Origin of the sequence: Peribacillus simplex (assembly GCF_900156045.1) — a bacterium.
GTDB classification, from domain to species: domain Bacteria; phylum Bacillota; class Bacilli; order Bacillales; family DSM-1321; genus Peribacillus; species Peribacillus simplex_D.
This window is the reverse complement of sequence record NZ_FTMX01000004.1, coordinates 471,619-491,827: the sequence shown is the minus strand read 5'-3', so window position 1 is coordinate 491,827 and position 20,209 is coordinate 471,619. Positions and strand designations below refer to the sequence as shown.

The 20,209-nt window shown below is 36.8% G+C and carries 19 protein-coding genes; 1 reads left to right on the top strand and 18 read right to left on the bottom strand.

Annotated features, from left to right (window positions below):
• Window positions 1-66 precede the first annotated feature (66 nt).
• The 12 genes from copZ to BW986_RS16560 form a co-directional block, all read right to left on the bottom strand.
• The gene (gene copZ, locus BW986_RS16610; RefSeq protein ID WP_076368959.1) at window positions 67-273 is read right to left on the bottom strand and encodes a copper chaperone CopZ; all 207 of its coding nucleotides are present in this window, start codon (window positions 271-273) and stop codon (window positions 67-69) included.
• A 16-nt stretch (window positions 274-289) separates the two neighbouring features.
• Complete coding sequence (locus tag BW986_RS16605; protein WP_230303800.1) at window positions 290-628, bottom strand: metal-sensitive transcriptional regulator; 339 nt, start codon at window positions 626-628, stop codon at window positions 290-292.
• A 713-nt stretch (window positions 629-1,341) separates the two neighbouring features.
• On the bottom strand, window positions 1,342-1,647 hold the full coding sequence (locus BW986_RS16600) for a hypothetical protein (protein WP_076368957.1): 306 nt from the start codon (window positions 1,645-1,647) through the stop codon (window positions 1,342-1,344).
• Between the two features lie 153 nt (window positions 1,648-1,800).
• On the bottom strand, window positions 1,801-3,051 hold the full coding sequence (locus BW986_RS16595) for an ABC transporter permease (RefSeq protein WP_076368956.1): 1,251 nt from the start codon (window positions 3,049-3,051) through the stop codon (window positions 1,801-1,803).
• Window positions 3,044-3,943: an ABC transporter ATP-binding protein gene (locus tag BW986_RS16590; RefSeq protein ID WP_076368955.1), complete on the bottom strand. Its 900-nt coding sequence runs from the start codon at window positions 3,941-3,943 to the stop codon at window positions 3,044-3,046. Before BW986_RS16590 ends, BW986_RS16595 begins: the two co-directional genes overlap by 8 nt.
• Before the next feature lie 604 nt (window positions 3,944-4,547).
• Window positions 4,548-4,679: a DUF6254 family protein gene (locus tag BW986_RS30530; RefSeq protein ID WP_221408324.1), complete on the bottom strand. Its 132-nt coding sequence runs from the start codon at window positions 4,677-4,679 to the stop codon at window positions 4,548-4,550.
• A gap of 885 nt (window positions 4,680-5,564) precedes the next feature.
• Window positions 5,565-6,881 (bottom strand): MFS transporter, encoded by a 1,317-nt coding sequence (locus BW986_RS16585; protein WP_076368954.1) that lies wholly within the window; start codon window positions 6,879-6,881, stop codon window positions 5,565-5,567.
• Between the two features lie 468 nt (window positions 6,882-7,349).
• On the bottom strand, window positions 7,350-8,102 hold the full coding sequence (locus tag BW986_RS16580) for an SDR family NAD(P)-dependent oxidoreductase (RefSeq protein WP_076368953.1): 753 nt from the start codon (window positions 8,100-8,102) through the stop codon (window positions 7,350-7,352).
• 22 nt (window positions 8,103-8,124) lie between these two features.
• Window positions 8,125-9,507 carry a dihydrolipoyl dehydrogenase gene (gene lpdA / locus BW986_RS16575; protein WP_076368952.1) on the bottom strand — a complete coding sequence of 461 codons (1,383 nt, stop codon included), beginning with the start codon at window positions 9,505-9,507 and terminating at the stop codon, window positions 8,125-8,127.
• A gap of 12 nt (window positions 9,508-9,519) precedes the next feature.
• A complete protein-coding gene (locus tag BW986_RS16570) occupies window positions 9,520-10,854 on the bottom strand; it encodes a dihydrolipoamide acetyltransferase family protein (RefSeq protein WP_076368951.1) in 1,335 nt (444 codons plus the stop codon).
• A gap of 12 nt (window positions 10,855-10,866) precedes the next feature.
• Entirely contained in the window at window positions 10,867-11,847 is a 981-nt protein-coding gene (locus BW986_RS16565) for an alpha-ketoacid dehydrogenase subunit beta (protein ID WP_076368950.1), read from the bottom strand.
• 20 nt (window positions 11,848-11,867) lie between these two features.
• A complete protein-coding gene (locus BW986_RS16560) occupies window positions 11,868-12,857 on the bottom strand; it encodes a thiamine pyrophosphate-dependent dehydrogenase E1 component subunit alpha (protein WP_076368949.1) in 990 nt (329 codons plus the stop codon).
• A gap of 181 nt (window positions 12,858-13,038) precedes the next feature.
• Between BW986_RS16560 and BW986_RS16555 the strand changes: the two genes are divergently transcribed.
• Entirely contained in the window at window positions 13,039-14,703 is a 1,665-nt protein-coding gene (locus BW986_RS16555) for a sigma-54 interaction domain-containing protein (protein ID WP_076368948.1), read from the top strand.
• Window positions 14,704-14,888: 185 nt separating this feature from the next.
• Here the strand turns inward: BW986_RS16555 and BW986_RS16550 are convergent, their stop codons facing one another.
• From BW986_RS16550 to BW986_RS16525, 6 genes are all read right to left on the bottom strand, one after another.
• Entirely contained in the window at window positions 14,889-15,920 is a 1,032-nt protein-coding gene (locus BW986_RS16550; RefSeq protein ID WP_076368947.1) for a zinc-binding dehydrogenase, read from the bottom strand.
• Between the two features lie 154 nt (window positions 15,921-16,074).
• The gene (locus BW986_RS16545) at window positions 16,075-16,836 is read right to left on the bottom strand and encodes a glucose 1-dehydrogenase (RefSeq protein ID WP_081395660.1); all 762 of its coding nucleotides are present in this window, start codon (window positions 16,834-16,836) and stop codon (window positions 16,075-16,077) included.
• A gap of 175 nt (window positions 16,837-17,011) precedes the next feature.
• Window positions 17,012-17,470, bottom strand: a complete 459-nt coding sequence (locus BW986_RS16540) for a VOC family protein (protein WP_076368946.1) — start codon at window positions 17,468-17,470, stop codon at window positions 17,012-17,014.
• Between the two features lie 474 nt (window positions 17,471-17,944).
• A complete protein-coding gene (locus tag BW986_RS16535; RefSeq protein WP_076368945.1) occupies window positions 17,945-18,724 on the bottom strand; it encodes a sulfite exporter TauE/SafE family protein in 780 nt (259 codons plus the stop codon).
• A gap of 51 nt (window positions 18,725-18,775) precedes the next feature.
• Window positions 18,776-19,003: a sulfurtransferase TusA family protein gene (locus BW986_RS16530; protein ID WP_076368944.1), complete on the bottom strand. Its 228-nt coding sequence runs from the start codon at window positions 19,001-19,003 to the stop codon at window positions 18,776-18,778.
• A 42-nt stretch (window positions 19,004-19,045) separates the two neighbouring features.
• On the bottom strand, window positions 19,046-20,173 hold the full coding sequence (locus tag BW986_RS16525; protein WP_076368943.1) for an MBL fold metallo-hydrolase: 1,128 nt from the start codon (window positions 20,171-20,173) through the stop codon (window positions 19,046-19,048).
• Window positions 20,174-20,209: the final 36 nt, after the last annotated feature.

The window sequence follows — 20,209 nt, the reverse complement described above, 5'->3', positions numbered from 1 at the left end:
GCCTTCCTATACCGCTATGGGGTATATTTTTTTGTAAAAAAAAGTGCTTAACAGCACTCACATGACTTATTCGACATCGTAGCCTTGATCATCGATTGTTTCTTTTATTTTCTCAAGTGATACTTTTTCCTTATCAAACGCTACATCTACTTTTCCTGCGTCCAAATGCACTTTTACGCTTTCAACGCCTGCAAGTTTTCCTACATTCCCTTCAACTGCATTCACACAATGACCACAAGACATTCCACTTACACTCAATGTTACATTTTCCATTTCAACCTCTACTCCTTTATTTTTTCATTAATTTTTGTATCGTTACGAGCACTTCATCTATAACCTCTGTATCCCCTTCATTCAGGCGTTCGACCACACAATTCCTTAGATGGCCTTCTAATAATATCTTGGCTACACTATTCATCGCGCTTTGTGTAGCTGCTATTTGGGTAATCACATCATCACAATACGTATCTTTTTCAATAAGACCCTTTATACCGCGAATTTGACCTTCAATTCGATTCAACCGGGTCGTTAAATTCTTTTTTACTGCTTCTGAGTGATGACTCTTTCGGCCGTGGGAAGAGGTCGTACAGCATTCTTCTTCATTCACAGAATCTTTACCATTCAACATTTCATCCATTTCTCATCCCTCCTCGAAAATTAATATACCATACCCTACTACCCTATGCAAAGAAAAAAATTTATGTTCCTTATTTATTACTATTCGTTTAATAATGTTTTCTATTCTTAAGCTAAGAAACGGACATTTTATGAGTTGTACTATCAAGGACATAGACCGCCAAGAACCTATTTGCCTAAGAAAAGGATAGTAAGTTTTATTCAACCAGTTAACATATAAACACTGATGAAAAACAATATTCAGTTGATTTCAGAAGCCGACTTTCTGCCAAGCCTCATCAAAGCAAGCGACTGTGGTGTCTCGGCTAGCCAGTTTTTCGACAGGTGTGTCGAAAATTTTTTCAATCTAATGAGGTTTCACCCCGTATAAAAAGGTAAAAAACATGAAGGACAAACAATTAAAAAAGGATTCGGGGTGAGCTACTTCGGCACCCTTTTTTAGACAAAAGTGTTTTTATCTGAATAAGTTGATTGGAACGGAAGGTGCGAGACTCCTTCTTAGAAAAGCGAGTCCAAGGGAGACCCCACAGGCGCGAAGCGTCGAGGAGGCTCCCGGACCGCCCGCGGAAGCGAGTGCCTGGAGAGAAAATCAACATTCCTGGTTCTGAGTGAGAGCATTCCGAACCTCATTAAAAATAACTGAGGATACTCATGCATCCTCAGCCTTTTTATTTTCATTTAATTTACGATTCCAAAATGTAATGTTTACTGTTCTTTTGAAATATTATTATTCCTTTTCCTCTTCACTAAAAGAATGATGGCAATGATAAAGGCTACAGCGCTATATATCCAGGTAAACATAAAGGCGAGGCCCAACCCGATATTTGCATCCATATAATCGTTTTTCACATGATCAATGGCTAAATATAGAAGCGGTGCACCTCCAATTATGAGGAGGATGACCCAGAGAAGAACATTCATTTTCAGATTCCTGCTTGATAAAATAATAATGATGAAGGATAGCAAGAGAAACGCTTCTGAAGCTATCGTCAACGTTACCAGATTGCTCATAATAATTCACTCCTAATCGTGGTTGCCTAACTGGAATATACTAATGTTCCTTTATATCTATGTTGCTTTTCATTCCTTTTTCATAAATTGAAATTATTAACTTAGTAAAAAACCTGAATACCTCCATCGGAAATGAAGGATCCAGGCTGCATGTTAATTTTTCTTTGATAGTTGCAAGGCATTCTTGATGCTTTTCAGTGATTTTGAGCTTCCGTACATCAAGACTCCACCACGATAGATTTTTGCTCCGATAATTCCAAGTAAAACAATGGTTAAGATCAACACAGCAATGCTGATGGCGATTTCCCAGAATGGAACTTCAAGCATCCCTACGCGCAAGAACATGATCATAGGCGTGAAAAATGGAATGAATGATGTAATCGTAATATAACTCGCTGACGGATTCCCCAGTCCAAACATCGCAATCATGAATGCAATGACGACTAACATGGTCATCGGTGAAATCATTTGCTGGACATCTTCAATTTTGCTGACAACGGACCCAAGGCATGCCGCAAGAGTCGCGTAAAGAAAATAACCAAGCAAAGCGAAGATGATTGCATAAATGATAGTTGAGATATCGGTGCTTCCGAAACCGAAAAATGAAAAGAATCCTTCATCCATACCTGTCAAGTTTTGTTTAATCGAGAAATAGCCCACCCCAAAAAATAAAATCATTTGCGTAAGACTAAGCAAAGCAACACCCATTATTTTGGCAAACATCTGTGTTACTGGCGGGACACTTGAAATCAGGATTTCCATGACCCGTGATGTTTTTTCTGTAGCCACTTCCATTGCAATCATCGTTGCATACATCAATACACCGAAGTAAATGACGAATAGGAGCACATACACGAGACCGCGTGCTTGATTGAGATCCTCTTCCGTTTTTGCATTTTTCTGAAGCGCAATCGTATCAAATGCTGGCGGCGTATTCAATTGTGCGATTTGCTGCTCTGTCAACTTCAATTCCTTCGCAGTTATTTGACCCTTCAATTGGGTAAGCGCTAAAAGCAAATCATTACTTACCGCAGAATCTGAAATTTGATTCGCTTTATACGTTCCCTTGAAGCCGACGGTTTCATCCTTTTCGATTAACAAATACCCAACGATATCTTCCGCGTTGACCATTTTCTCCGCTTCCTTTTCATCCTGGGCGGATATAATCGATAGGTCATCGTTCACACCTGCTACCGCTTTTTTGTAAGAATCAAATAAGCTACCTTCAGTTTGATCGATGACGGCAACCTTTTCCTGATCATCACTGTCGAATTTATCAATAAGATTCGAAATATTCGTAAGGACAAGAATCAGGGCCATCATAATGATTGTAGAAATGATAAAGGATTTCGTTTTTAATTTTGATAGATATGTATGGGAAAGGACAATCCAAAAGTTATTCATAGACGGCACCCACTTTTTCAATGAAAATATCCGTCAGCGATGGTTCTTCCAATTCGAACTTCCTGACGAAACCTCTTGGAACAAGATCACGAATCATGTTCTCAGCCACATCTTCACCAGTGACTTGAAGAATTTTTCCTTCCATCGTGTTCTTTACTTTTGTTACACCTGAATAATTATCCAAAAAGGATAAATCAAAATCAGCTTTAATTGACACATTCTTTTTACCAAAAGAACGCTTGATTTCTTTTAATTTTCCAGCCACAACAGGAGAACCTTTATGCATGATGCAAAGATGCTCACACATCTCCTCAACATGCTCCATGCGATGGCTAGAGAAAACGATTGTCGTACCGCTGTCCCTTAAGTCGATGACGGCTTTCTTCAGTATTTCCACATTTACGGGATCCAGGCCGCTGAAGGGTTCGTCAAGGATAAGTAATTCAGGTTTATGGATCATGGATGCGATTAGCTGGATTTTTTGCTGATTTCCCTTTGAAAGCTCTTCAACTCTCTTATCGAGATATTCGGGAACCATAAAGCGGTCCAGCCAATACTCCAATTCTTTCAAAGCATCCCTTTTGTTCATCCCTCTTAATCTAGCCAAATACACAATTTGATCGCGCACCTTCAGTTTTGGATATAGTCCGCGTTCCTCAGGAAGATAGCCAATCAATGAACTGGTGGTATAATCGATTTTTTTACCATCCCAGGTCACTTCCCCTTCAGTCGGGTCAAGCAGGCCGAGTATCATTCGGAACGTAGTCGTTTTCCCCGCTCCGTTCCCGCCTAAAAAGCCGAACATTTCTTTTTCGGGGATAGTTAAATCAAGCTTGTTGACAGCAGTGAATTCCCCGAATTTTTTCGTAACTTCTTTAATTTGTAAAGCCAATGGACAACCTCCTATTATATGATTCTTTTTATATGTTACCGGAAAGGTTTTCCAATTTCAACTATCACACAGGACTAAATAACTCTTTTTCCCTTCGATTATATGCAAATTTCCTCATAAAATGCCCTATTCCCAGATTGCATGGAGATCCAAAATGCCTTAGCTGATTTCTGCAGGTACCCATATGCGTATTTTCAATAATCGCTTCTATCATTCATAACGCTAACTAAAGGTTTAATATATGGGTAAATATAAAAAAAATTGACGTCCCATTAAAGGAAGCGTCCATTAGTTTTTATAAGCAATCATTGTTTAAGATGAAAATATTACTAACAGGCCAAAGACAAAGTAATCTCCACCAAGGTTCCTTCGGTCACTTTACTTTGATAGACAATATTACCATCGTGTTACTTAATGATTTTATGGCAGATCATTAATCCGAGTCATGTTCCCTTTTCTTTTATAGTGTAAAATGTTCACCTAAACGCGGAAGCAGTTATTGAGGTATGCCACTCCTCTGATCTATAAAAGAAATGATTCCCAAGGGAATGACCTCACTATTATGTAGGGTTCTCCTCGGATAGCCTCTCATTCATAAACAATTTTACTTAGTTTCAGATTCATTTTTGCCCATGCCTTCAGCTAATTGGTCAAATGATTTAACCTTACCATGTGGATTTTGCGATTGTTTACGATCTTTCCATTGGCGTTCTTCTTGTCGCTTAGATTGAGTCATCTAAATAAACTCCTTTACATAAAGTTCAGTAAACCATTAGAAGCATGTCTCCACCCTTTGTACTCGGTGCAGTCATGTAATTAGGGTAAAAAACGAAGTGAATAATAAGTTCCGGTTCGGTTATTTTATAAGTTACATACCTTCAATGTTGCCGTTTTTACTGAAGGTGTTTGAAATAAAGAAAAATTTATTAACCGTTATTCATAAGTTGATACAAGATCAATAGAACAAACCCTTTCAAATATCAGATTTATTAGATATATAGAAACCCTTGTTCAGCCAGGTATTGAATAACGGGAGAATGGGTATTTCCTCTAGATTCTAAAATGTCCATAAACATCTGCCCTGTCACCTCTTCGACTTCTATCAGAAAGTCTAAAAAACGATCTATTTCCGCTTTGATATACTTAATTGAAAAGCTCTTCCCATCGGTTTAAATTGATTTAAAATTTGCCTGAACTTGGCTCTCCTTCTGCCACATCCAGACAAACAACTGGATTCATTGTTTTTTACTCCTCTACTTACTAATCAGTACCCCTTGTTCTCCATGCAGTGTCATAGCTTCGCTTGTTATACACATTCTACGGCTCAACCAGCCTCAAACATGTTTCTACAAGTAAGGAGGCGAACAGTTTAAGTTCACTGGATCAAGTCCCACACACTCGTACGTCGTACCCTGGTTACTGATATAATAGATTCTATTTAAAAAAGGCCAACCAGTAATTTACTGGTCGACCTTATGATATTACGTACCCGTTAGTTTATTAAGAAAGCATTTTTTTTACTAAACTGAAGTTCATTATTTTTGATAGTTTTTATTTTGCATTGCCCAAAAAACCATAATTAAGTTAAACAGTATCGCCCCATTCACCAAATAATTGCTATTTACAAATTCGCTGTATTTTTTAGATTTTGCTCTGTGTTTTCTTTAATAGGACGAACAAAAATCGCAACTAATATTGCACCTATAAGACAGAAAATTGATCCTAAATAAAAAGCGGTATTATAAGAACCAGATAACTCAACAATATATCCAGTTACGATTGGAGCTAAGATACCCCCTACAGCTGAAATAGATTGTACAAAACCTGATACTGCACCTAATTTTTGTTTAGGCACAATAGCAATTACAAGAGATTGATACTGCCAACTTCCTAATAAAAATGCCATAGCAATGGTAGTTAAAGTTAATGCTAAAGCAGTAGACTCTACCACGGCAGAAAGTGAAAATGTAATAGCTGTAAAAATTTGACAAATGATAATCATATGTTTTCTACCTGAAACTAAATTTCCGTCTTTTGATTTCTTTACCAAATGGTCAGCAAGGTAACCTCCTATCATCAATCCTATAGAAGCCCCAACCCATGGCCATATTGAAAAGATACCCATTTCTTTCATTGTCATACCCCTTTGATCTACTAAGTAATTTGGGAACCAAGTAACTACTAAGAATAATACAAAGGAATAAGCAAAATAGCATAAACTCACACTCAAGATGTACGGTTTTTTAATAAAAGACCATGTCGAAATCTTAGAGCCGCTGGTTGTTTCTATACCATCATTATCAAGTTCGTTTCCTTTATCTTGTTGAATATAATCTAGTTCTTTTTGATTTACCTTCTTATGCTGATTTGGATATTCCTTTGCAAATAAAAACCAGCCTATCGCCCAAATAATACCTAATGATGCTAAAACAATAAAACTTACTCTCCACCCCATTTCCACTGTTAACCAAGCTACAAGCGGTGTCGCAATGATAGGACCAATGGTTGTCCCCACCTGAGATAAGGACAGTGCTCTAGCAGATTCAGCTTTCGGAAACCAGTTTGAAACAACCTTTGTTGCTGTTGGAACTTGAGGCCCCTCACCTGCTCCAAACAACAAACGTATGATAAGTAATGAAATAAAATTCCACGCCATAGAAGTAAGCCCCACTGCCATAGACCATATGATCATCGTAAAACCATAAGTGTTTCTTGCTCCAAATTTATCATTGACAAAGCCACCAATTAATCCAAATAATGAGTAAGTCCAAAAGAAAGCGCTTAATATATATCCCCATTCTATAGGGGTAAAATTTAATTCTTCAATTATTGCAGGCGAAGCAACTGAGATTGCTATACGATCTCCGTAGTTAATCAAGCAGGCTACAAATGAAAATCCAATAATCCCATAACGAACTCTAGAAGGTTTTTCCATCATACAATCAACTCCTCATATTATTCTTCCCAAAACAAGCAGCTTATATGAATCTGCGAACATATCAATATGCAGTCATAACACGTATACCCTAGTCGATTCACCCTATTTTGAGCAACATCTACAGAAATCATTTCACCATGAATTAGTTTGGCTTCTTCTGCAGCAAACTTATATGTTTCAATCGTTCTATATCCTTCTCCCAAAGAAAACTTTAATGGGTTTTGCGAATTCCAAAGAGATAATTTGAGCAGCCTTTATTCTATTTTCCTTTAATATAGTGGCAAATTTCTCTAGGAGTTTCTGCCTTTTCAAAAGCTGTTGGGTTTGCCATTACTTCTCTTGTATTATTAGCAGCAGCAATAGCTGCGTCCCCAATAAGGGGAAATTAACTCCTGCTTATTGTTCAGATCAATCCATCCACCATTAATATATAACCTTCTCACTCTAGATTGCACCCCTTCAAAAAATTTATCTTCCTAGTACGCCGCCATCTACAGGTATTAATGTACCTGTCACATAATTAGATGCAGGAGCAGCTAAAAATAAAGCGACACCTGCAACGTCTTGAGGTGTTCCCCATCTTTTAGCAGGAATTCTAGCTTCTACTTGCGGTCCTCTTACTGGATCATTCATAAGATCATCATTCATTGTCGTTAACATATAGCCTGGTGCGATGGCATTGACTTGAATGCCATACTCTGCCCATTCATTTGATAAAGACTTTGTTAATTGTAAAACTGCACCTTTACTAGTCGAATAAGCGGCTGCATTAAAACCGCCTAGTACCGAAAGAATAGATCCCATATTAATGATCTTTCCTGATTCCTGTTTTTTCATTTCTTTAGCAGCTAATTTCGATAATTCAAAAACAGCGGTTACGTTTAATCCGAGAATTCTATTCCAGCTTTCAAGTGAAAATTCTAATGCAGGTTTTCTCTCGATTAAGCCAGCACTATTAATTAAAATATCAACTGTACCGCCTAATTTCTCTAAAGATTCAGTGAAAGACTGCCTTAAATTCTCAATATCTAATAAATTCCCTTTTACAGCATGAACTTTAGCATCATAGGCTTCTAATTTAGTAGAGAGATTAAATACTTCATCTGAAATATCGATTACTGCAATTTCAACACCTGCATGATGAAAAGCCTCTACTATTGAAAAGCCTAATCCTTGAGCGCCACCAGTTATAATGGCTTTTTTACCATGTAAATCAAACATAAATACACACCTTCTTATTAATTTAAGAATGAATACCTTTTCCAATAAGTGAATTTGCGGATTCCATTAATATTTCAGAAAGAGATGGATGTGGTTGCACCATATGAGCAAACTCATCAACCGTTCCTTCTAAGTACATATAAGCAGAGGATTGACTAATCATTTCTGTCACCTGAGCGCCTACCATAACAACACCTAATATTTCACCATATTTCTCATCAACCATTACTTTTGAAAACCCTTCTGTTTCACCTGCTGCTAAAGCTTTTCCATTACCAGATAAAGAGTATTTATTTACCTTATACTTAATTCCTCTATCCTTTAGTTCGGCTTCACTCAGCCCTACACTAGCAACTTGTGGATTTGTATATATACAGCGAGGCATCACTTTGTAATTCATTTTTTCCTTTTCCTCATCTAAATTCTCAATAGCCGTTAACCCTTCAGCACTTGCAACATGAGCCAACTGCAGCCCACCTATCACATCGCCAACAGCAAAATAATCTTTTTTACTTGTTTCTAAATAATCATTTACCGCAATATGTCTGCCGTTCATATGAAGATGTAGTTCTGAAACAGCAGAGAGATTTGGTTTACGGCCAACAGCCAAAAGTATTTCATCGGATGTTAAGAATTCGAATTCACCTTTTTCGGACTTTACATTAATGATTTTTCCGCTATCGCTTTCATTAACTGACATCACTTGGTACTTCGTTAACACTTTAATGCCCTTTTTCTTTAAACTTTTCAGTAACTCCTTCGAAGCATCTTCATCTTCTGTTGGAATAATTCTTACACCTAGTTCGACAATAGTCACTTCTGTATTTAAACTAGCAAAAATGTTCGCAAACTCTACTCCGATCACCCCTCCACCGACAATCACAATCGACTTAGGGATCTTTGTGATGCTAAAAATAGTATCTGTTGTGTGATAACTTACATCCTCGAGACCTTCAATTGTCGGTACGACAGGTTGGCTGCCTGTTGCGATAATAATTTTTTCCCCGCTGATTTGTTGTGACTCATTTTCTAGTTGAACCGTTACTTTTTTATCATCATGGATTGTTCCGTATCCTTTATAAACATCAATTTTTGCAGCGTTCAGTAAATGATCAATGCCACTCCGCAGGGAAGCAATTACTTGGTCTTTACGGGCAAACATCTCTGTTAATGAAAAGCTCAGGTTTTCAGTTTTTATTCCCCAGTTTTTCGCCTTCTCAATTCCTTCAATAATTTCTGCATGTTTTAATAGAGTTTTAGAAGGAATACAGCCCCTATTCAGACATGTACCGCCTAAATAATCTGCTTCTACAAGCGCTGTTTTTTTTCCATTTTTGGCAGCTCTAAGCGCAGCAACATAACCGCCTGGGCCACCACCTACTATTACCACATCGTACGAGGTCATACTGTTACCACCTTATATCATTAATTTGAAAGGGTTTTCTAATGTATCTTTTAAATCAGTTATGAATGCGGCTGCTGGTGCACCGTCAATAATACGATGATCAAAAGATAAGCTTAAGTTCATCATAGATCGAACAACTACTTCACCATTTACACTGACTGGCTTTTCCCGAATACGACCTACACCTAAAATTGCTGCATTTGGAGTATTAATAATTGGTGTAAATCCATCAACAGCGTACATTCCTAAATTACTGATCGTAAATGTGCTTCCCCGCATATCATCAGGAGATAGTTTTCCTTCCCGGGCTTGTTTCCCGATCATTTTTGCTTCTCTTGTAATAGTTGCAAGTCCTTTTTGTTCAACATCTTTAAGAACAGGTACAACTAAACCATCTGGCACTGCTACAGCTAAACCGATATTAATGTTAAAATGGTAGACGATTTCGTTTCCTTCTAATGAAATATTCATACCTGGATGTAGTTTTAGAGCAAATGCTGTCGCTTTAATTAGAATGTCATTGAAAGATATTCTTAAGCCTTCCGCTTTTTCAATGACTGGTAATAAATCCTTACGAAGAGATACACACTTTGTCATGTCGACTTCCGATAAGAGCGTTACATGTGGAGCGGTATAAGCACTGCTTGAAATTCTATCTGCTATAACTTTACGCATGCCTATAAACGGAACTCGTCTTTCATCTTGAGCGTTTGTCTTATTTCCATTATTTTCACCCGCAGAACCTGTAATAATATCATCTTTAACGATCTTTCCTCGCGTGCCACTCCCTGTAATCCCACGGTAATCAATCTCTTGATCTTCAGCAATTTTCTTCGCAAGCGGCGTAATTTTCTGACTATGTTCAGCTAAATAACTTTCTACATCTTTTTTTTGTATACGTCCAAGTGGACCTGAACCTGTAAAACTTCTTAAATCAATTTGAGTGTCTTTAGCTAATTTTCTAGCAGCAGGTGTTCTTCTAATTTTATAACCACTTTCTAGTTGTCTAGTTTGAATGGCTGACTCTTCAGCCGGTGTCGGAATCAGTTCTTCAGCAGACTGTAAAGAGACGCTTGGTGACTGTTTTTCCAAGTCTTCTACACTTTCATTTTCTTCACCTAAGTAGGCGATATTTTCATGTACTTTTACCACTGCCCCTGCATCATATAATGTTTTAAGTAAGACACCCGTTGTCTCTGCTTCAATCTCTAATACAATTTTATCTGTTTGAATTTCAGCTATAGGGTCTCCTTCTTCTACTGTTTCTCCAATTTGAACTAACCAAGAAACAATTGTCCCTTCTTCCATTGTTGCGCCTAGTTTAGGCATTACTACTTCTGTTGCCATCATGACACCTCCTTACTTATTCATTAACTTTCTACACTCTTGAATAATGTCATTTACTTGTGGAATTGCTGCTTTTTCTAATTCTGGATTATATGGAATTGGCGTAGCTACTCCACCTAAACGTCTAATTGGGGCATCCAGATAATCAAACACATCGCTTTCCGCAATCATACTCGCAATTTCGGCTCCATAACCGCCTCTTTTTACCGCTTCATAAACAACTAATACTCGACTTGTTTTCTTAACAGATTCTAAAATTGTTTCTGTATCTAATGGAACTAATGTCCGAGGATCGATCACTTCTACACTGATGCCTTCTTTTTCAAGCTCAGCAGCTGCCTCAAGTGCTCGATTTACCATGATGGCTGTTGCGACGATCGAGATATCCGTTCCTTCCTTTTTGATATCTGCTACACCTAATCGAATTTCATAATCTTCCTCCGGTACTTCCCCCTTAATGTTGTAAAGGAGTTTATGCTCATAAAACAATACAGGATTATCATCTTTAATCGCAGCTTTCATTAACCCTTTAGCATCATAAGCATTTGAAGGTTGTACTACTTTTAATCCGGGTACATGTGTCATCCATGCTTCTAAACTTTGTGAATGCTGAGCTGCAAATCCTGCACCGGAACCACCTGGTAGTCTTACAACGACAGGAACTTTTGCTTTACCTCCAAACATATACCGCATTTTTGCTGCTTGGTTAACAATGTTATCCATAGCGATCATAACGAAATCTGAAAATTGAATTTCTAAAATAGGTCTCATGCCTGTCATTGCTGCACCAACTGCACACCCGCTAATAGCAGCCTCAGATATAGGAGTATTTCTTACCCGTTCAGGTCCAAATTCTTCAATCATTCCATTTGTTAATCCGAAAGCACCTCCATAAATCCCAATATCTTCTCCCATAATAAAAACATCTTCATCTTTTCTCATCACTTGACTCATTGATTCTCTAATCGCTTCTAAATAAGAAATATCTCTCATTTTATTTCATCACCTTTCTCTTAAGCATAAATATCTATTGTTAAAGTTTCTAAACCTGGTGCTTTGCTGTTCTCAGCAAATTCGACTGCTTCATCCATCTCAGCTTGAACTCTTTTACCCAATTCGATAAATTCTTCTTCTGTAATGACTTTTTCATCAATTAATTGTTCTTTAAATAATGCAATTGGGTCTCTTTGTTTCTTCCATTCTTTTTCTTCTTCTCTAGTTCTATATTTTCTGGCATCACTACGTGAGTGTCCTTCCCATCTGTAAGTATGTGCCTCTATTAGAGTAGGGCCTTCGCCGTTTCTTGCTCTTTCCACTGCTCTTTCTGTTGCTTCAACAACTTTTAATATTTCATTGCCATTAATCGTTTCACTTGGAATTCCGTATGCAGCTCCACGATCTGCGATATTTTTAATATTTGTCATTTCTTTTATTGAACCTGACATACCATACAAATTATTTTCGCAGAAGAAAATAACAGGTAACTTCCAAACAGATGCTAGATTAAGTGATTCATGAAAAGCTCCCTCATTCGAAGCTCCATCCCCAAAGAAACATAAAACAACATAACCTAAGTCTTTCATTTTTGAAGTTAATGCAGCTCCTGTTCCTAAAGGCAAACCAGCGGCTACAATCCCATTTGCACCAAGATTACCTACATCTAAGTCGGCAATATGCATAGATCCACCCTTGCCTTTACAGTAACCTGTTTCTTTTCCTAGTAATTCAGCCATCATTTTCTTAACATTAGTTCCCTTGGCAATACTATGGCCATGTCCTCGGTGAGTACTTGTAATTTTGTCTTCATTTGTTAATGGAACACATGCCCCAACTGCTGTAGCTTCTTGCCCAATACATAAATGCATCGTTCCATGGATTTTCCCTTTTTGATATAATTTCTTCAATGTTTCTTCAAAACTTCTAATAACCATCATGTCATATAACATCGTTTTTAATTTTTCTGTTGAAAAAGTAGATTCTTTCACAGTATTTAAGTTTGACATATTTTTACCTCCTGTTTTTCATATGTAAGCCTTACCAAAAGTAATATAAGCAATTTCCGTGCCAACTTTCAAACTATTAATTTTCCTATTATTTTCTACTTTCCTGCTTAAATGATGATGTATAATTGAATAAAACGATGTAAAATTTCATCAAATCATAAAATGATGCAAGGAGGTAGTTATGGAGAACTTATTTTCAAAAATAAACATCATTGGCGTCGTCATATTAAATATAAATGGTGAAATCTTATTTTCAAATTCAATAGCAAAAAAATATACTTACTATTTTGAACATCTAATCGAGGTTTCTTTAGAAGGTGCCCAATCTTTCAACTTAGTAAATTATCCAGCGGAAATCATAACTTTTATACACAATGATCAAATTGTTATTTTAATTAATCCAATAAATGATGTAGTTAGATTAAAAAAGGAAATAGACTCTTTACAAAATGTAAGAATCGAATTAAACGAAGTTATTAATTCCTCTTTCGACGGTATAGTTATTTCCGATAAAGATGGGATTATTATTCATCAAAATCCTTCTTACGAGCAAATTACGGGTTTATCAGCAAAAGATTGTATTGGTCGAAGTCTTAAAGACCTTGTTGATGAAGGGGTTATTGATGCTTCCGCTTCTTTAAAAGCTTTAAAAGAAAATAAAGAAGTTACTATTCTTCAAAAAATCAACACAGGAGCAATCGTTCTCGTTTCGGCTGCTCCAATTCGAAATAAAAATGGCGAAATTGAAAAGATAGTTAATAATGTAAGGGATTTAACACAATTAAATACTCTCGAAGCAGAAATACAACATTTAGAAAAGCAAAACAAACAAATTAATGAAGAATTAGAAATACTAAAAGAACAAAATGATCCAAAGCTTTCCATAATCGCCCATTCGGACATTATGAAAGACGCATTGGACCGTGCATTAAGAGTAGCGCAAATAGATTCTGGGGTTCTTATCCAAGGTGCTTCAGGGGTAGGGAAAGAGAAGATCGTCGAATTAATTCATCGTCATAGTCTTAGAAAAGATTACCCTTTAATTAAAATAAATTGTGGCGCAATACCCGAATCGCTATTAGAATCGGAACTATTTGGATATGAATCTGGCTCTTTTACAGGTGCGAATCAAAAAGGTAAAGCAGGACTATTTGAAGCAGCTAATCACGGCACCATCTTTTTAGATGAGATAGGTGAAATGCCGCTCCAATTACAGGTTAAAATGTTACGTGTTTTACAAGAACATGAAATTACTCGTGTAGGTGGAACAAAAACTATTCCTGTGGATATTCGAATTATTGCTGCAACACATCGTGATTTATCAGAAATGATCACAAAAGGTGAATTTAGGGAAGATCTATATTATCGTTTAAATATCATCCCAATTAAAATACCTCCTTTAAAAGAAAGAAAAGAAGACATTATTCCTTTGATTTATCATTTCTTAAATCATATTAATCATAAGTATGGTATCAATCGAAAATTTTCAAATGAAGCTTTAAATGCCTTTACAAATTATGAATGGCCAGGAAATGTACGTGAATTACAAAATTTAGTGGAGAGAATCGCCTTAATGAGTCAAAATCCCGAAATAGATCTTAATGATTTACAAAAAGAATTACAATTTCATGATAATCTTCGGTTCAGCTTAGAAACATCACCATCTGATTCACCTAAATTTAGTTCTAATGTTGAACCATTAAAAGATCTCCTAGAATCATTTGAAGCTAAGATTATTAGAGATACCGTCAAAAACTTCCCAAGTATCAGGAAAGCTGCAACAGCTTTAAAAGTTGACCAATCAACTTTAGTGAGAAAAATGCAAAAATACAAGATTACAAAATAAAAATTAGCATCGTCGATAAATGACGATGCCTTTTTAATATTTATAAGTATTGACTAGTGTAATTCAGTTATTCTAAGGTTAATCTTGATATAATTACGTTTAATTTTTTTCATAATTGAATAGATTATACAAGGGATAGCAATTTATTAATGAAATCAAACATTACTACATTCGTTTTTCCATCTTTATGTATTAGGAAATAACAATGTTTTATAGCCCACTTTCTGTTCAGCTAAATGGATAGCTTCTTGCCAGTTATCAATAGAAAGCTTATTAGAAATTAAGGGCAAAACGTCAACATGCTTGTATTCTAAAAGCCGTAAGGCAATTTCCCATGATGTAGGTTCTGTAGCAAATCCATTTACATAATTTATTTCTTTGATCAAAGAAAGATCTGAATCAAATTCAATTTTCTTTCCAAACAACCCCATTTGAATGAGCATACCTTGCTTGCGTAATAACTTAATGCAATTATTCAATGATATGGAAACCCCGGCACATTCAATGGCTACATCAAAACCTTGCTGTTTCGTCAGTGCCATTAATCTTTCTTCAGAATTTTCTTCCTCTACATCGATAACCGCCATTGCACCCATTTCTAATGCTAAATTTAAACGTTCTTTATCATGTGAGGTACCAATGACAATGCAATTCCCTCCATTTGCTTTAACAACTTGCAAGGCAAGTAGTCCGATTGTGCCTGGTCCTGAGATAAGAACAAAATCTCCTCCATTGACACGCCCCCTTTCCATAATACAACGAACGGCACATGCTAGAGGTTCTGTAAGTACTGCTTCATCAAGAGAGATATTCTCTGGAATTTTATAAGCCGATTTTGCTGGAACAACAATATACTCAGCAAATGCTCCATGAACCCCGGATCCAATGGATTTACGATGTTCACATAACATAAGAAGTCCTTGATTACAGTATCGGCATGAGCCGCAAGTTACAATAGCTGTAAGAGAAACTACCCGGTCACCGATTTGAAATTTCTCCACTTCTTCTCCAACTTCTACAACTGTTCCGGAATATTCGTGCCCCATCGCCACAGGTGGAGTATACGGATATTCATCATGAATAATATGAAGATCCGTACCACAAATCCCTGCTGCATACACTTTCACTTTAATTTCATTTGCTTTCGTAATGGGTTCCTGAATTTCATCCAATTCTACCCCTTCAAATCCTTGACTTTTCTTTAACAACGCTTTCATTTTAATAATCTCCTCACTCTATTCAAAACTGTTGTTTGCCAATGGCTCTTTTATTTTAAGATCATTTATGGCACATTTTGATGCTTACTGGTCAACTCTCCTTGCTTCTACTTCTATCTTTATTGAATTAAGCTATTTATTCTTCTAAAAAATACTAGGAAGCACTCCACCCACCATCCACATAAAGAATTTGTCCAGTAATATACGTAGAGGCATCAGAAGCAAGAAAAATTGCTGTTCCCAAAAGGTCTTCTGGTATTCCTGTACGACCATATGGTATACGATTTAAGATGTTTTGAACTTTCTCAGAGTCATTGAATATCGCACTAGTCATATCGGTGTTAAAATATCCTGGTGCTATCGCGTTAACTTGAATATATGGGGCCCATTCAACAGCCATTGATTTTGTAATTTGACCGACACCACCTTTAGATGCACAATAAGGCCCCATATTAGGCAGTCCTATCAAGCTAGTTAACGATGCAAGGTTTAATATCTTTCCTTTATTTCTTTTTAACATCATTCGAGCAACAGACTGTGACACAAAGAAAGTGCCTCTTAAATTTGTATTAATCACTTGATCCCATTCATCGGGTGTAACTTCGATGATCGGACCACGTACATTCGTTCCTGCTGCATTAACCAAAATATCTATATAACCAAATTGCTCCTGAATAATATCTTCAAGAGATTCAATTTGTTTAAGATCGATGACATCCAATTCTAGTATAGAAACCTCAAGATTTAACTTCCTAAACTCTTGTTGCGTTTCTATTAATTGATTAGTACTTCTACCCGCAAGTATAATTTTTGCGCCTGCTGAAGCCAAGGCCATACCTATATTTTTTCCCAGCCCTCTACTGCCGCCTGTAATTAACGCAATCTTGTCAGTTAAATCAAACAGATTCATTGTCATAAAAACTATCTCCTTCTAATAGTCTAAGCATAATTAAAAGATTTCCCTCCTTTGGAGAAAGGATTCAAAAAATTTTCAACTCAATTTTTTTAAAAATAATAAGCTTAAATCTTTTCTTACAGTTACAATTGTTTCTCACCATAGATAACATACGCTTTTTTTATTATTGAAATTTTTATTTGCTTTTTTCCATCAATTCAATAATATAGCCATCTGGGTCAAGCATATAAACCGCCTTTGATCCTTTATTTGCACCTGCTGTAATATTTGCTACTTTTTTAGACTTAAATTTAATTCCTTTAGCTTTTAATTCTTTAAACATTTCTTCTAAATTTTCAACTCTTAAACAGATATGCCCTGTTCCATAATCACAAGATCGTGCACTTCCCGAATAAATATCAATGCCTACATATTCTAAAATCTCAATTACATGCCCCCCAGGAATTTGAACAAAAGCAATTTTAATTTCTTTTAATCCTGTAATTTCTACAATGTCAAAGATATAAGCACTATTCGCAACTTGAGTTGATAAAAGTTCAAAATCTAATATATTTACATAAAAATCAAGTGCATTTTCTAAGTTTTTTACAGTTATTCCGCTATGAATAAACCCTATTACTCTACCTTTATCCACTTTTATCCTCCTTAATTTTTTATATACCTTCTCGCAAGATGCATGCCAACTCTTTACAATTGATAAAACTCTATAAATTAATTAATATCGGGTTTTTTGATGCATTTTTACAATTCTGATGCAGAAGTAACAAAATAATTAAATATTTATTAAGGGTAATCTTCTAATATAAAACTTAGCTATTAGATAATCATTGCAATTCTCATAAACCCACTTAATTTTAAATCATTTAATTTATCACTCTACTTGATTTTCTAAAAGTAGTTTTCCTAAATAGTTGTTCCTTGGACTAGTCTGCCTTTAGTGCCAAAAGAAAAAGGTTGCCGCAGCAACCCTTTGTTAAACTACCTACCTTTTAGTTGAAGCCTGTTGCAACGAAAAAAAAACTTGATACCATAAGGGGGTACCAAGAATCAGTTATAGTACCTGTGATGAAATCTCCCCAAGACTCACCCCTTTCTGCAAGAAAGTGCCTCAAGACATGATACCCACCCAGGTTTTCACAGCCGTCGCTAAAATCAATAAAGCCAGTATGACCTGCAGAACTTTTACCTTCATTTTTTTACCGGCCATTGCCCCAAGCGGAGATGCCATTAAACTAGCAACAACCATGATTAATGCCGGATAGTATTCAACTTGTCCCGTTGAGATTTTCCCTACTGTTGCACCTATGGATGAAATGAAAGTGATGGCTAATGAAGACGCAATCGTTACCCTGGTTGGAATTCTTAAAACGATAAGCATGATCGGAACTAATAGAAATCCCCCTCCGGCACCGACTATACCAGCGCCTATTCCGACGATTAAGGCAAGGATGGTCGCAAGCCATTTGTTGAAGGTAACTTGATCCAAAGGAATGTCATCTATCCCTCTCTTCGGTATGAACATCATGACAGCAGCTATCAACGCCAAAACGCCATAGACGATATTCACTCCGTTTTCCGACATCGATTGTGATCCAAAACTTCCTACCATGCTTCCGATTAACACACTGATCCCCATATAGAGAATAAGCGTTTTATTTAAATGTCCGCTCTTCCGATAGCTCCATATACCTCCGATGGAAGCGAATAAGACTTGTACAGCACTTATGCCTGTCACATCATGGGCACTAAATGCCGCTAAACTAAAGATCGGAGGAATGAACAGGAGCATTGGATAATTTATTATCGAGCCGCCGATGCCGAGCATTCCAGAAATGTATGAACCTATAAAACCAATCAAAAAGATGGTCAAAATAAAGGTGATATCCATTGTAAGTGCCTCCCTTAAAAGAAGGGAACCCTAATGGTTCCCTTCCCTTTATCAGCCTTTTCTGATCCAAAATTTCAGTATATCATTTTCTTCAGCCGTTTCCACCAGTTCATGGCCACCAGATCTTGACCAAGCCGCTAAGTCGGCTTTAGCTCCTTTATCGGTTACATGTATTTCCAGTACTTGCCCGGTTTGCAAATCATTCATCGCTTTTCTCGTTTTAACTATCGGCATTGGACATGCAAGTCCCTTAGCGTCTAACACTTTATCTGTATTCATATTTCATCTCTCCTATTTTCTTGGATTCTATTTTTACCAGCATTAGCGAACCGCACAACGATTTGGTCCGATTTCCATTTCCCGTTGTTTTTCATCATCAGGCTCGATCTTTCCCATATTGGTTTCGCGGATTTCTTGATAAGCGTTTGGTTGAGGCGGTAAATTACCTGTTACCAACTCTCTGAATTCCGTTTCATCTGCAATGTTCAATCCATGATTGTCAGCAAACAGCGCACCCAACTTTTTAGCGACACTTCCGTCTTCATTCAATTCATCGATGATCATGAAATGTGATGGCAATACAATTAACTCGTCCGATAATTGTCTATAACGTGTATAAAGTGTTTCTCTCAAATCCCCTACCCAATCCTCAGCCAATCCAGCTAGGTCCGGTCTTCCAATGGAATCAATGAATAGTATATCCCCGGAAAGCAAGTATTTTTGATCGACCACAAATGAAGTGGATCCAATGGTATGGCCCGGGGAGTATAATGCTTGGATATCAATCGCGGTATGACCGATCGTTATCACTTTACCGCTTTCTAATGGCTGATATTCAAAAGTTACTTCAGCCGCATCTTTTGGCGGCAGCCAGTAGGCTGCATTTGTTACTTCCGCTATTCGTCTTCCACCTGAAATATGATCGGCATGTAAGTGCGTATCCAGAACATGTGTAATTTTCACTCCGATACCATCGGCGAAATCAAGATAGGCATCTATCATTCTTGTAGAATCAATAACGGCTGCTTCACCATTGGAGATGACCATGTAAGATAGACATCCTTTACCAAGTCGAACAAATTGGTAAATTTCTGCGCCATTGGTCAATTCGCCGACCCTAACTGGTTCCAAGTGTTCACTCCATGCTTTCATGCCGCCCTTTAAATAAGAAACATCCAATCCAGCTTCAGATAGCATTTCAGCTACCATGACAGATGAGCCTTCCTTTGCACATACTACTAGGATTTCTTTATTGGCCGGGATTTGATCGAGGATTTCCTCTACGCCATCCAGTAGGTCAAAATAAGGGATATTAAGGAATTCAAAGTTCTGCCCTTCAATTTTCCAATCATTAAAGTCACTTTCATTTCGAACATCCAAAATAAATAAGTCAGTTTTTTTGATTACCTTCTTTGAAATCTCAGCGGCTGTCATTTTCTTAAACGCCATCCTATATACCCCCTATAGTATTAAAAATTCCAAAAA

Excerpts from the sequence above, each read along its gene's own strand:
- copZ (WP_076368959.1), bottom strand. The coding sequence starts at position 273 with ATGGAAAATGTAACATTGAGTGTAAGTGGAATGTCTTGTGGTCATTGT.
- BW986_RS16605 (WP_230303800.1), bottom strand. The coding sequence starts at position 628 with ATGTTGAATGGTAAAGATTCTGTGAATGAAGAAGAATGCTGTACGACC.
- BW986_RS16600 (WP_076368957.1), bottom strand. The coding sequence starts at position 1,647 with ATGAGCAATCTGGTAACGTTGACGATAGCTTCAGAAGCGTTTCTCTTG.
- BW986_RS16595 (WP_076368956.1), bottom strand. The coding sequence starts at position 3,051 with ATGAATAACTTTTGGATTGTCCTTTCCCATACATATCTATCAAAATTA.
- BW986_RS30530 (WP_221408324.1), bottom strand. The coding sequence starts at position 4,679 with ATGACTCAATCTAAGCGACAAGAAGAACGCCAATGGAAAGATCGTAAA.
- BW986_RS16585 (WP_076368954.1), bottom strand. The coding sequence starts at position 6,881 with ATGATGGAAAAACCTTCTAGAGTTCGTTATGGGATTATTGGATTTTCA.
- BW986_RS16580 (WP_076368953.1), bottom strand. The coding sequence starts at position 8,102 with ATGTTTGATTTACATGGTAAAAAAGCCATTATAACTGGTGGCGCTCAA.
- lpdA (WP_076368952.1), bottom strand. The coding sequence starts at position 9,507 with ATGACCTCGTACGATGTGGTAATAGTAGGTGGTGGCCCAGGCGGTTAT.
- BW986_RS16570 (WP_076368951.1), bottom strand. The coding sequence starts at position 10,854 with ATGGCAACAGAAGTAGTAATGCCTAAACTAGGCGCAACAATGGAAGAA.
- BW986_RS16565 (WP_076368950.1), bottom strand. The coding sequence starts at position 11,847 with ATGAGAGATATTTCTTATTTAGAAGCGATTAGAGAATCAATGAGTCAA.
- BW986_RS16560 (WP_076368949.1), bottom strand. The coding sequence starts at position 12,857 with ATGTCAAACTTAAATACTGTGAAAGAATCTACTTTTTCAACAGAAAAA.
- BW986_RS16555 (WP_076368948.1), top strand. The coding sequence starts at position 13,039 with ATGGAGAACTTATTTTCAAAAATAAACATCATTGGCGTCGTCATATTA.
- BW986_RS16550 (WP_076368947.1), bottom strand. The coding sequence starts at position 15,920 with ATGAAAGCGTTGTTAAAGAAAAGTCAAGGATTTGAAGGGGTAGAATTG.
- BW986_RS16545 (WP_081395660.1), bottom strand. The coding sequence starts at position 16,836 with ATGACAATGAATCTGTTTGATTTAACTGACAAGATTGCGTTAATTACA.
- BW986_RS16535 (WP_076368945.1), bottom strand. The coding sequence starts at position 18,724 with ATGGATATCACCTTTATTTTGACCATCTTTTTGATTGGTTTTATAGGT.
- BW986_RS16530 (WP_076368944.1), bottom strand. The coding sequence starts at position 19,003 with ATGAATACAGATAAAGTGTTAGACGCTAAGGGACTTGCATGTCCAATG.
- BW986_RS16525 (WP_076368943.1), bottom strand. The coding sequence starts at position 20,173 with ATGGCGTTTAAGAAAATGACAGCCGCTGAGATTTCAAAGAAGGTAATC.